This is a genomic window from Lysinibacillus parviboronicapiens, assembly GCF_003049575.1.
GTDB lineage: Bacteria > Bacillota > Bacilli > Bacillales_A > Planococcaceae > Lysinibacillus > Lysinibacillus parviboronicapiens.
On sequence record NZ_PYWI01000014.1, the window covers coordinates 99380 to 112220 of the forward strand.

Sequence of the window (12841 nt, forward strand, 5' to 3'; positions counted from 1 at the left end):
TTTATAATAATCTTACAAGTTAATCGAAAAACAACCATTCGAATTTTTGTAGCGGGTCATGTCCGCACCAGGGGTCATTCATAAAAAAAGGGGTGTAAACATGAATACTATTATAGAATTGCAAAACATCTCTAAACAATATAAAGGCAAGAAAGTTTTAGAGAACATTTCATTGTCCGTTTATGCGCATCAGATTGTGGCACTTGTAGGAAAGAATGGGTCAGGCAAGAGCACGCTACTGAAAATTATAGGAGGCTTAGCGCATCCAGACGCCGGTGTAATTGACAAGCATCTACCATCTCTAAACATCGGGTACGTGCCAGAGGTAACCCCTTCTCAAATCCTATTTACCCCACAAGAGTATCTGTATCATATGGGCACAATTAGTGGCATGTCTAGGAAGCAATTACAGCAACGAATCGATTATTTACTGACTATTTTTAATATGCAAGAGGCTCGCCATACGCGGATTGTCCATTTTTCTAAAGGCATGAAGCAAAAAATCATGATTATGCAGGCCATGCTTGAAGAAAGAAATCTCCTTATTTTGGACGAACCATTATCAGGTCTTGATGCTAAGGCACAAAGTGATTTAGAAGATACACTAGCCTCTCTAAAAGACAATGGCTTAAGTATCTTGTTAACTTGCCACGAAACAAAATTACTAGAAAATCTCGTAGATCGGGTTTTAGTCATTCAAAATGGGCAAGTTAGTCAAACGAATCCATTACATGATACAGAAAATCACCAAAATAGAGTAATTTTTGAGATTTCCAGTCTAAAGTCACTGGAAGAACTATTGCCTTTTATTGAAATTCAACAACAGCGTTCCTTAAATAATGACATAAAGGAACTAATAGTAACTGTTAAACAAGAGGATACAAACACACTCTTATTGGCATTGCTTCATCAAAATGCCTCCATTAAACAACTACTGCCTACAAATCGGAAGAAGGAAGAATTCTATACCCATTTCTAAATAAAGGGGAACTATAAACCGAGATGAAAAATTTATTGTGCTATCAATGTATCAATTATTTAAGAACTAAAAACTATATTCCACCTTTTTCAATTTTCATTTTGTTTATTGTGGTGAATTATACGTTTGTGCCTAATCCCATATTAGATAGTTATTCCTTTACATCAATCATGCTGTTCTTTCTGATGGGTTGGTTTACAATCACCGTATTTCACACTGAGGAAGAAGGGCAAAAAGTCATTACCATACTCCATTCTAAAGGGCAAAGTGCGTATAACAGGTCACTTTTTATTGTTTGTGTAGCTATCGCTTTTTGTCTAAGCACGGTGTCAGTGATTTACCCTACTCTGATTGGAGCGTTTAGTGAACCGCCAAGCGTATTACATCTACTAATGGGCTTTCTATCTCACTTTAGTCTGTCTGTCCTAGCTATAGCACTCTCGGCAATATTTACAAGAGAACTCATAAGAGACAGGCAAAATACTTGGTGGGGCGTTCTTAGTATCCTCATTATAGCTGTTGTAATTGCCACGTTAAAAAATGTAATCCTACAAGTGAAAGGTCTTATTTGGCTGCTCCCCCCTGTTCATCTAGTTTTAGAAATGATGAGCTCAGACGACAGTTTGAAATATATACCCACCGTTTTTTACTGGCAATTTGCTTGGATTTTTATTTATAGCATGTTATGGATCGGATTATTCTTTTTCTTCTTGCGTCACAAACGAAAATGGTAATCGTGTAAATTTGACAATAAAGGATTCAACGAACCATGCTTAAGAAATCCAAAGTGTTAATTGTTGAAGATGAAGATGATATTGTCAAGATAGTTAAAGATTATCTGCGTGTGCACAGCCAATATGTCTAACTCTGTAGAATTACAGCTGCCGACGTATCATGCAGACTACTCATCCTCCGAAATCAAGATGATTAATTTACAAAATGAAACTTTAGCAGACCATGTAGTAGATAATTGTAGAGTAAAAAAAATGCCCTCATTGCTGAATGATGGGGGCATTTATAACGTATAAGCCGATTTACATAAAGGTAATGTATATCTATTATGACTTATTAATTTGATTTTATAGGATTCTAGATTTTTTTACGTCAATCCGTAAGCCTCTTTCTATGTGTGGCAACAGGTTACATTTTTAATTCTTTTATCCCTTCTTTCAATGTGTCTGCGTCTACTTTTAATGTTCTCCAGCTGTCTTTAGCTGCATTCAAATTAGGCAGTAAAAATTTGAATTTATTTTGATCGGCTTTTTCAGCTGCATTCTCAATATGTCTCAGCACGCCCGTATATTGAGAGTCTAAGTCATTCCATTGCGCAGACATATAAGTAAGAGCATTAATCGCATCATCGAGTGCATTATACATCTCACTAATACTATTATGTGCAACTCCAACTACACGGTTTAATGTTATTTTGTAATCAACTGTCTGTTGTAATTGTTTTAATAAAGGTTCTAATTGACTTAAATTCTCTTTTGCTATCCCCAGCATAATACCTCCGGCAATCAATGTAGGAATAGTAGGTACAGCTATTGTTATGATGCCATCAGATTCTAATTTTTTATAATAGTTTACTGATTCTAAAACTTCATTTAGGCGCTTTTGATCATCCTCAACCGCAGCCCCTTGGTTTTTTAAAATCGTCTGTAAGAGATCTTTATTATTTCCAAATGCTCTAACATCTTGGCCAATAGCGTCCCTTAATTTAATTAATTCGGCTATTAATTGTTGTGCATATTTTTGATTTAGTTGAATTTCACCTTGTAAATCAGAAATTCCTTCTATTAACGTCTCTCCATCTGCTGTATTAATGGCCTCTACAATTATGTCATAATAATTTTCAAATTTTGTATCGTATTCAATAATACCTGTCAATGTATCTATCAGCTGTTTTTTTACTTTTGTATCCCATGTAAGAGCGTGTGCTCTTGCATCCTTTTGATCTTGTACAATATTACCAGGTAAATCTGGATATCCATTAATATTAATACCTTCAAAGTTCACATCTGGATTCTTAATTAACATATAAGAATAGGCATTCATAGATTTCGCAAAAAGTCCTGCCTTTTGCAAGGTTTCTTTCATCTTCACTTCGTTTGCAGAAAGAGACGTATCATCATTGTTAGTTTGCTCAATTTTGCTTGTAACTGCAAAAGCTGCTACTGGTGAGACTACAGAAGATGTTGTCAAGGTTAAAGCCGCAGATACAGCGAGTAGTTTGTAAAGAAGTTTATTATTCATTGTAAATTCCTCCTATCTATTTTTAATTCGTTAGTTCTTGTGTAAAAGCAATGTCTTTTGCAATAAACTCTGCATCTTTATGGATATCATTCCAGCTTTGTTTGGCTGCTTTTAAATCATCAGGTATTAAAGAGAGCTTATGGTCTTGCATTTGATCGATATTATCATATAAATCTTTATAATTTGCCCCCATTGTATGCCATTGAAGTTGAATATTTGTTAGAGACATTATCGCTTGATCTACTGTCTGATACAGATATGTCAGAGTGTCTTTTGTGTTAGTAAGTGAAATAACCGCTTGATTAGCAAGATCGGCTTTCATGCTTAATTCTCCGATTCTATGTGAAATTTCGTTATAGGCGTTCATGTGACTAGACGCCACAACACCAGCTGCTGTACCTAAACCAATGCCTGCTGCACCGAGAGCTGTAAGGCCACCCACAACAACTGGTGTCGCAGTACCACCAGTCACAACAATTACGACCCCTCCCGCAATAGTGCCAATAACTAAAATAGTCGCTCCCAATCCACCACCAATTGACCATGCTAATACATTGTCAAAATGTGCTTGCTGAGTAGCACGTAGTTGCTCAATTTCAGCTTGCAGTTGTGGAACCAGAGCTTGTTTTCCCGCCAATATTGCGGTTAACCCACCCTTGCCATCTGGACCACCCACATTATTTTTAAAATCTATAGTATTTGTATACAATTTTGTTTTGAAAGCTTCTAACATCTTAATGACTTCTGTCACTTCTTTTGAATTTATATCAATTGTACTGACTAAATCACTTATGCCTTCTTTTAGGCCTTCCTTATCTTTCTTTTGTGCAAAATCTACTAATGTGTCGTAATAATTCTGAAATTGTTCATCGTAATTGACAATATTACGCGCTGTCTTTTGAATCTTTGGTTTCGCTGTATCTAACCAATAATTTGCATTGATTCGAGATAGCTCCTGATTTAGGTGAATATTTTTAATTAAATCTCCCCCTTCTGAACCTAAATCAATATTAGATAGATTTACATTCGGTTGTTTAATCATTGTTTTCGCGTACAAATCCATCACAAGAATATGAGATCCTGTTTCAGCCAACGCTTTCTTCAATCCTTCTGGTCCTAGTTCATAATTCCCGTTTTTTTGTTCTTGAGCAATCTGTACTTGAACGTTCTGTTCTTGTGCAAGAGCATGAATAGAATTACTGTTAGTGGCAGTTATAACCGTTGCTAGAGTGACCACGGTCAACACTTTATATGGAAATTTTTTCATACTTTTTCCTCCCAATTTTTCGATAGGTCAATATAATTTTCTCAAATGCTAACGATTAAAATTTATTCACCTGTTCCTCAAGTTGACTTATGACATTTTTTAATCGTCTTAATGTATCTTTTTGAGACTGATTGCTAGTAGTATCAACATCCTTATATAACGTTGAGATACTATTTTTCATAAGATTCAAATCTTCTTTATAGCGTTTCATTAGGTCAAGTTCTACCTCCACTTGGTTAGCAAATGTATGCAAATCATGTTGCACAAGAAGAAGCATAGATTGTTGTAAATCTGCTATTGTTAGTTTCGTTGTTAGGTCATATAATTTTTGGTTTTGCTTCTCTAAATCATCTAAATATGCTCGCTGTTCCGCCATTAGTTTATTTACTTCAGCAAAGGTACTAAATGTTTTTTTGATTTTTTCTGGGTCAATTGCTTTCATCAGGTCGTACTCTTTCGTTTTTGTAGCTGCAGCTGCAGCAATTTCACCTTGTTTGTTTTTCTCAATTGCTTCACGCGCTTCTTTTTTGGCAGCTTCAATCTCTAGAGCAGACATACCCTTGTCTTTTGCTTCTTGCTCTGCTTTTTTCTCTGCTTCTAAAATAGCGTTGTTAATTTCTTTTCCTTTGTTATACGCTGCTGCCGCTGTTTGAGCAGCTGGTTCAAGAATATCTTTTGAAAGACTATAAATTTCTTGGAATATTTTAAGGCCTTGTTCATTTAAGGCTCCTGGTACCAATGCTATTTGCTGTAAATTATGTTGAATAGATTTTTGAGTAGCTAGTAATTCATCTTTAAGCTTGTCTATTTTCCCTGTTCCCTCTGCACTTAGTATCCCCTGCGCTTTTGTCACATCAGTATCGAGCTCTTTAAGCTTTTTATCGAGCTGTAATTTTAGATCTGTTAACTCATTGATTTGGAGTTGCGCGTTGTCTTGGTTTGTCATCATCATTTCTTCAAGGACTTCCAGCCTATCCAGGAAACCTTCTTTATCTTCCTGATTGTCTACAAATCCTTTTAATGTTGGATAATAGCTATGAAATTTTGTGACAAATCCTTTACTTTTTGAATTTAGGAGTATTAATTTTGGATAAAGTTCCGATGACCATTCTTTCATATCTTGTTTGATGAGGAATTGCGCTGTATTTAAAGCTGGTACTTCCGCTAACTGAACATTAGGTTTCATTAAAGCTTGGTCTATATACATTTGAATCAATTTAGATTGTGCACCTAATTTTCTTAATGATGAGGAAAGAGCTATGTTCTCTTCTTGAATCTCTGCTTGCACTATAGGCGTTGCAAAAGTATGAATAGGAAGAACTCCCGAAGCAACTATGGATGTAACCATCAATCCTGTAATTATTTTCTTTTTCATTGTGTTTACCTCCCCTGTATAATTTTCATCATAAAAATTTAGTCGATTTCTTACACATTTTGAGCACCCCAATATACTGATAGTTTTAGGAAAAGCTCTGCTTGGAATAACGTTTTCCTATGATGTAAATTTTAGATATATTCACATTTTTTGGCAAACAACAGTGAAAATAATCTATTTTATGTACAAAATAGATTATTTTCACTGTTATTTTGATTTTAAAATAGATTAATATGAACAAAATCAATTTAAATATGTCATAATTTGTGGAAAATTATGAGATAGAAGCTAGAAAAATGACATATTTTTAGTTCTAGTGTAAAAACTAGGGAAACTGAAATGAATTTAGCGTTACTGCTAGTAATTACTCTAGACAGGACGTATTTGGTTTGGATAACAAATAAAAATATTATCTACCTGATATGATTAAATTAACTGTAAGAGGTACCTACAATACAACTTCCCTTGAGTCATATATCAGTTATGTGTTGGATCCATCAGTATGGAGCAGAGGAGCCAAGTTATAACTTTCTAACAAAGGAACTGTTTGTAAAGAGCTGACAACATATGTGAAAGTTACAGGTAAGTTGCTAATTTAGAGCTGTTGATTCAACAGGAAATAATTGATTTTAAAAAACAACGTTCATAACTTAGCCAAGTACATTTCAAAAAATCTAAGTAGTTTTTTCAGTTTCAAAGCCTCGAGAATCACTAGAAACAAAGAAAAATAAAGAACCAATTGCCGATTATCGATTGGCAATTGGTTCTTAGATTTTAGGTGTTTAGTAGACGCTGATTAAAACATACCACCATCTTTAATCTCTTTCGTTTATTCGCATGTTCAATCACTAAATCTGTAACAAATTTTTGTACATCATATCTGCATATGCTTGATATCCATGTACGGAATCGCCCATACAAATGATTTTCCAGCTTTTCAAATTAGCGTTATTTTTAACTTCTACATGAAGTAATTTTTAAGTTATGTATATTAAAGGGACGGACGTGTAAACTAATCCGTCCATACTATACCCTCTCTAAGTAACCGAGTAGATCCTCTTAAATTTTGTGTGTTTCAAAGAATGCATGCAAAGGCTATGCTCAAATGAATTGTGCGGTCCTTTCACTTCAAGATTGGACTTTCATCCAGCGCGCATTTCTCCCTTTTGAAATAAGTTTAATTTCACCTACTAATTGCAAATCAGATAAAGCTTTACTAATTGTACTTTCGGCTATATCTGGATAAATGCTACGAATGCATTCTTTTGTAAAAGGTTGTTTTTGATTATGAATAAAATTCTGAATTCGCTCTATCTTCGTATGCCTACATATAGAATCCAGTACTCTGTTATGTAGATTTTTATAAGCCTCTAAAATAATAGTTAAGAAATTTTTTAACCAGAAGCTAGTATTATGCCCATTACAGTACCAATTAACCGATGATTTATAGATGGCTTCATAGTATTCTGACTCTCTATTCTTTATATATTCATCTAAACAAACATATTTTACAAATGTATGTCCGCTTTTGACTAATAGTAATTGCATTAACATAAGTGTTAATCTACCATTACCTTGACTAAAAGGGATAATACAATAAAGATTCAATATAAAACGAGCTATCAATAGAAGTGTAGGTATCTCTTTTTTACAGTTTAATAAATTGTACTGGTTGCATAATTGTTCTACAGCCATTGGAATATTTTCAGGTGGAAGAGGACGATAAAAAATCGTGTGCATCCCTTTTTCAGGAATTCCTGGGATAGAAAATGGCTTTTGGCGCCATTTTGCACTGTCAGAGGTATTAAAATGAATTAATTGAAAATGCAATTCTTGTATAGTATCTGGACAAATAGAAAAAGTACAAGATTTTTTATGTACAAGCGTCAGGGTTTCATAATAACAAAATATCGCATCTTCCGAAATTGATTGGGGTATCATATCATCTAAAATAAGTTCTTTTAATCGCTTATTTGAAACTTTTATATCCTCATAAACTGAAATATAGTTTTTTATGTAGTGTAGGGGTATAGCTTTTTCAAGCCTTGTGAATATATCAGGTCTTTGCTCTTGGTAAGCGGTCAACTTTCCTTTATATTCACTAATTTCACTAACTAAGTTTATAAGTTGTTGCTCACTATTTATGTACTGGTCTTCGAAAAAATTTCTCATTTTGTTCCTCCTTTCTGGGAAATCATTTTGCTTTTCCTTTGTTACAATCATACATAGTATTATTTTCAAATGCGAATCTTCACTAAATTAAACAAAAATGCCAAAAATAATATCGTTTATTATTCTGTATTTGTTAATTCAGGGTATAAATGTAGCACTAGTGTGAGATAAATACGCATAATTCTTATCGGCAAATTCGTTTGAATATTAAAATGTCACAAAAATTAATAAATAGACCTATACATTTTAGAATGTGTAATTATTCCCTTAAAGGACGATGTGAAAAAAGACATAATTATAGTCAATTAGACTGTAGAAAGTAAGATAAATCAAGTCCAGAAAAAGCCACTCGCTTGGCGCAGGAGTCTTCTTGCTTTTTGCTCTCTAAGGAATTAAGACGTGTTGTGCGATGATGTCGAAAAACTTACAAAATGAACGAACAACTTAAAATGACGCCGATTGATCAAGTGGTTCCCAAGAACAATTAGTTCGCAAATTAGAAGTTGCGATTGATTTTTCATTCATTTATTCAATTAAAAACACTATAATTTTCTTCTGACAGCACTGTTATATTATTTCTTCTAAGTAAGGCAGTCGTAACACCTACTCCAACTAATTTTGTGCTACTAAAATCACCGCTATAAATCACAGCACTCCCACATGAAGGACTATACTCTTTTAATATGACTGTAGTAGCGCCTACTTCTTTTGCTTTCTGTAATGTCGCGTAGGCACCTTTTACGTACAGTTCTGTTACATCCCGACCAGATTTTTCTAACACAAACGCTTTACCGTTTAGGACGTCTTCGCCGTCTCCTCCAACAATTTCAGCTGGTTCTCGTGGTGTAGAAAAGCCGCCCATTAATTCGGGACACACCGTCACAGCCGCATTTTCTCTCACAAGCCGTTTGATTTTTTCGTCTAAACTATCTGTCCCATTATACCGAACCTTTAACCCTGCTAAACAAGCACTTATTAAAATCATACATGCACCTCATTTCCTTATCACTCTAGTTATGTAGTACGTTTCATCTACTTTAACTAAAAATCCGTCAACAGCTTGTGACACAAACTTTCATATTGATCTGAATGCTTCCTTCCCCAACTCTTTTATTAACGATTGGGATACTTCAACCATTAATTGTAGAAATATTTTTGTAAGGTGCAATAGAAATTTACAGGCTTATTCAAATGATAAACTATATTAATAGCACAACCCGTTTATCGGCTTGTTCTACTATTTTGTTATAATTAATGCTAACAAAATCAAAATAAAGTATTACTCCTTCGAACTAAGTAAAGCTTACATCCACTAGGCTATGGATACTTCTTCAGTTTAACTACATAACATGAAAAGCTGGAAAAAACATAGTTGACTCTACGATTGGTTTTATTCAAATGAGTGTAAAATTTTATTGCTAAATAGGGATTTTCCGGCATAGAGGGGCGTTTGAAATGGCTAGGTGGAAATATTGAAAAAGACAAAACACCGCTAGTTTGTGCCTTTCGAGAAATCAGAGAGGAAACACCTATCAAAATTGCAAGTGAAACATACAGAGGAAAGGTGACTTGGACAGACGAAGCAACTATTTAGGTGATACGTATGCTATTATTGCTGAGTTATCACAATCATATCTATACAATACCCCTATTAAAGTTGATGAAGGAATTCTTGATTGGAAGGATATATCATGGATACACCATCCCAACAATTTAGGTATAGCCGATGTTAAATATTATTTACCAATTATGCTGAATGGATCCATCAACTACGAATACAAGTTTACCTATACATTGTTAGGGTTTACAACCGCTCCATTACAACAGCTTTGACTATTTCGTTCAGAAAAACAGCAAGGCTTCTACAATTACGCCTTTCTTCATAAATGGTAAAAATCCGCTTCGTTTTCAACGATATGATTCGCAGAAGACTATTACGGATTTTTACCTTTACAGCAAGACATAATAGATTACTTCAAAGCATTTCCTTTTTGGAACAGCCTTTTGATTTGCAATACTTGCAGTAGCTAAAAAATTCCCCAGATTTTATATCCTTGGCTGGGCAAAATGCATTCTACACATAAACCAATTGAACGCTGTTTTTTGCATATCATCATAAATACCCCACAAGTTATCGACGCAACGTAATTCAACATTTCGTTTAATTTGTTCTTGCAAGAGATCAACCACTTCAAATTTGGCGATAGGTGTTTGTGTTGTTTCACTTACATAGTAGCCTGCATTTTCATCCTGTAGTGTGAATTGCTTGATATCAAATTCATACAAAAATAATTTAGTATTTTTCATTCTAGTAAACCATTTCTTTTCTATAACGACTACATGTGTACATGATGTTGACGTTAGATATGTTCGTTTATCTATTTCAGTAGTGTTTGCACCACTATGAAAGCAAACACGAGGACAATTTCTGTTAAAAAATTAGGTAAACATTTATCATCTATAGCCCATACAAGTCCTTTCGTGAAATCTAAATCCGTTCGAGTAGGCACTCGGGGCTGAAACACTTGTATATCACTTTCTTCACTTACATGGAAAATCCGCACATGGCCTACCCCCTTGAACTATATATTCTTACCTCTATTTTCTTAGTTTGAACACGATGAAATCCGCACAGTGTAGATCCTCTTCGAATTGAGGATACTTACCTAGCATTTCCTTAGAAGGCATAGGCTCAATAACGTCTTCCAACGTAAACCCTATTTTGATAATGGCTTTTATATAGCTCGTTAATGTTCGATGATAAAATACAATCTTTTCATCTGAATCTATTGGGAGTCTTTGATCATATACGCCTTCATAGAAATAACGCTGGACCTTCCAATATTGTTTATTCACTTGCTCATTTCGCTCCCATCCACTATTAGGTGTGATAAAACATGGATGAAGAATTGAAAAAATAAAAGAACCTCCTTGTTTTAAAAGACGGTACATCTCGCTTAATGCTGCCTCGTAATTTTCCAAATCTTGCAGTACCATATTCGAGACAATCATATCGAATTGTGCATCCGTTAAAAAATCGAGCTTCTCACAATTCCCCTGTTTATAGACAATAGCCTCCTTACTCGTCGTCCTTTCTTTGGCAATTTCGATCATCTTTTCGGCATAATCAACGGCAGTCATCATAGCTCCTTGTTTAGCAAGTATTCTGCTTAGATAGCCCTCTCCACATCCTGCATCTAAGAGCTTTTTTCCTTGTACATTGTCTAGCAATGAAAAAATCGCTGGATTTAACAGTACCTCACGGTGAATGCCACCATGCTCATCATAGCTTGCTGTGAAACTTTCTGCATGGCGATTCCAACGCTTAATGGCCTCGTCAGTTGTCATTTTTTTTTCCATAGTACGCCCTCTTTTCTACTTAATCGTAACATTACGTTTCTTGTGCACACCCTTATTTTTTCATATTCAAAAAAAAAGAACTAGACTTATAATTTATTTTTTTATATCATGTAGATAGAGGCACGCCATCTTTAAGAAAAAATCAAGCCAGAAATCCATAATCGGATTTCTGGCTTTTCAAATTGGTCTAACTATAATGGCTCTCTAGCCAACTAAGGACTAGATTGTGTGTCAATAGCAATTGTTTTTTCTAGTGTTGCCAGACGCTTACCAGTTATCCATCTACCACATAGCATAACCATCAATGCAACCAAGATAATGGCTCCTGCAAATATGAGGGCTGCTTTGTAGCTACTGTAAACTGCAACTAGCTTGCCTGCGATAATTGGTCCGATAATTTGTCCAAATGCATAGAACGTTGTTAGTAAGGAAACAACGGCTCCACTTTGAGTTGGAAATAGCTGCCGTGCATAAGCAGTTGTTACCGTCACGATGCCAACAAATGTTAGACCAAATAAAAAGGACGACAATAATACGCTCCACACTGTTTGTGAAAATACGGGTAACAGGATACCAACTACTTGGAATATATACGCCACATACAACATTTTGATGGCCGAAAACTTCTCTAATAATACGGTCCACACAGGTGCTGAAGGGATTGCTGCTACACCGACGATGACCCAACTGTAGGAAGAGTAGGCTTGTAATGAGGGAATATTATGAATAATATCCACTAAAAAAGTACCTGTGATGATATAGCCTAGCCCCTCGAAGCCATATGCAGCAATGAGCCATGGCATAAAACCTCGTGACATTTTTGTTTCATAGGATTTCTTGACCTTCATGCCATCATGAACGTGTAAGTTTCTCCATAGCACGAACGTAATGATGAAAAATAGTGCCGATAAAATACCTAAACCTATCCAAGTACCTTGCCAAGCAAAACGCGCTTCAAAGTAAGGCACTAGTAAACCTGAAATAGCAATGCCCAGCCCGATACCGCTAAATAAATAGCCAGACCAGCGTGTTAACGATTGCTTCGCCAAATAATCCATAATAATGCTCGATGTTAACACAAAGATAAGTCCCCCTGTGATGCCTGCAATCAAACGCAGAACAAGCCACACCATGTATATTTCAATCATTCCCATTAGCACAACTGACAGCACATTCAAGACGACACTCAGCAGTAAAATATTCTTTCTATGTCGATAAATGAATCCAGCCCATAAGGCTCCTATAAAATAGCCAATATAATTACTGGATGCTAAAAACCCTGCCACTTCCAACGAAAAACCTGCATCATGGCGCATAAACGGGAGTATCGGTGTGAAAGCAAAACGACTTATCCCCATCGCTACAACTAGTAGTAGTACTCCGCCAAATAAAATTCCTATGTGCTGACGATTCATCCTGTCTCTTATACACATCT

Annotated in this window: 10 protein-coding genes and 1 pseudogene; 3 read left to right on the top strand and 8 right to left on the bottom strand. The window is 35.2% G+C overall.

Features of this window, described 5'->3' with window-relative positions; translation table 11 throughout:
* Window positions 1-100: 100 nt before the first annotated feature.
* Window positions 101-979: an ABC transporter ATP-binding protein gene (locus C9J35_RS13460; RefSeq protein WP_054767880.1), complete on the top strand. Its 879-nt coding sequence runs from the start codon at window positions 101-103 to the stop codon at window positions 977-979.
* A 23-nt stretch (window positions 980-1002) separates the two neighbouring features.
* The gene (locus C9J35_RS13465) at window positions 1003-1713 is read left to right on the top strand and encodes an ABC transporter permease (protein WP_107924908.1); all 711 of its coding nucleotides are present in this window, start codon (window positions 1003-1005) and stop codon (window positions 1711-1713) included.
* A 406-nt stretch (window positions 1714-2119) separates the two neighbouring features.
* Here the strand turns inward: C9J35_RS13465 and hblA are convergent, their stop codons facing one another.
* From hblA to C9J35_RS13490, 5 genes are all read right to left on the bottom strand, one after another.
* Window positions 2120-3232, bottom strand: coding sequence for a hemolysin BL binding component B (hblA, locus tag C9J35_RS13470; RefSeq protein WP_107924909.1), 1113 nt, complete (start codon window positions 3230-3232; stop codon window positions 2120-2122).
* A 22-nt stretch (window positions 3233-3254) separates the two neighbouring features.
* Complete coding sequence (gene hblD, locus C9J35_RS13475) at window positions 3255-4499, bottom strand: hemolysin BL lytic component L1 (RefSeq protein ID WP_107924910.1); 1245 nt, start codon at window positions 4497-4499, stop codon at window positions 3255-3257.
* A 55-nt stretch (window positions 4500-4554) separates the two neighbouring features.
* Window positions 4555-5874: a hemolysin BL lytic component L2 gene (gene hblC / locus C9J35_RS13480; protein WP_107924911.1), complete on the bottom strand. Its 1320-nt coding sequence runs from the start codon at window positions 5872-5874 to the stop codon at window positions 4555-4557.
* Between the two features lie 1128 nt (window positions 5875-7002).
* Window positions 7003-8046, bottom strand: a complete 1044-nt coding sequence (locus C9J35_RS13485) for a Fic family protein (protein WP_107924912.1) — start codon at window positions 8044-8046, stop codon at window positions 7003-7005.
* Window positions 8047-8575: 529 nt separating this feature from the next.
* Window positions 8576-9031, bottom strand: a complete 456-nt coding sequence (locus C9J35_RS13490) for a 2-thiouracil desulfurase family protein (protein ID WP_107924913.1) — start codon at window positions 9029-9031, stop codon at window positions 8576-8578.
* A 584-nt stretch (window positions 9032-9615) separates the two neighbouring features.
* On the opposite strand from C9J35_RS13490, the gene C9J35_RS24220 reads away from it, so the two are divergent.
* Entirely contained in the window at window positions 9616-9879 is a 264-nt protein-coding gene (locus C9J35_RS24220) for an NUDIX hydrolase (protein ID WP_235616305.1), read from the top strand.
* Between the two features lie 213 nt (window positions 9880-10092).
* Here C9J35_RS24220 and C9J35_RS24875 read toward each other — a convergent pair.
* The 3 genes and pseudogenes from C9J35_RS24875 to C9J35_RS25165 all read right to left on the bottom strand — a co-directional run.
* Window positions 10093-10610 (bottom strand): annotated as a pseudogene (locus tag C9J35_RS24875) (DUF6886 family protein).
* A gap of 34 nt (window positions 10611-10644) precedes the next feature.
* Window positions 10645-11406 (bottom strand): class I SAM-dependent methyltransferase, encoded by a 762-nt coding sequence (locus tag C9J35_RS13505; RefSeq protein ID WP_235616308.1) that lies wholly within the window; start codon window positions 11404-11406, stop codon window positions 10645-10647.
* 212 nt (window positions 11407-11618) lie between these two features.
* Window positions 11619-12841: YbfB/YjiJ family MFS transporter (locus C9J35_RS25165; protein ID WP_235616309.1), on the bottom strand; the 1223-nt coding region annotated here is incomplete at its 5' end.

Bases quoted from the DNA above. Each gene is read 5' to 3' on its own strand.
- hblA (WP_107924909.1), bottom strand. From the start codon at position 3,232: ATGAATAATAAACTTCTTTACAAACTACTCGCTGTATCTGCGGCTTTA.
- hblC (WP_107924911.1), bottom strand. From the start codon at position 5,874: ATGAAAAAGAAAATAATTACAGGATTGATGGTTACATCCATAGTTGCT.
- C9J35_RS13485 (WP_107924912.1), bottom strand. From the start codon at position 8,046: ATGAGAAATTTTTTCGAAGACCAGTACATAAATAGTGAGCAACAACTT.
- C9J35_RS13460 (WP_054767880.1), top strand. From the start codon at position 101: ATGAATACTATTATAGAATTGCAAAACATCTCTAAACAATATAAAGGC.
- C9J35_RS13490 (WP_107924913.1), bottom strand. From the start codon at position 9,031: ATGATTTTAATAAGTGCTTGTTTAGCAGGGTTAAAGGTTCGGTATAAT.
- hblD (WP_107924910.1), bottom strand. From the start codon at position 4,499: ATGAAAAAATTTCCATATAAAGTGTTGACCGTGGTCACTCTAGCAACG.
- C9J35_RS13505 (WP_235616308.1), bottom strand. From the start codon at position 11,406: ATGGAAAAAAAAATGACAACTGACGAGGCCATTAAGCGTTGGAATCGC.
- C9J35_RS13465 (WP_107924908.1), top strand. From the start codon at position 1,003: ATGAAAAATTTATTGTGCTATCAATGTATCAATTATTTAAGAACTAAA.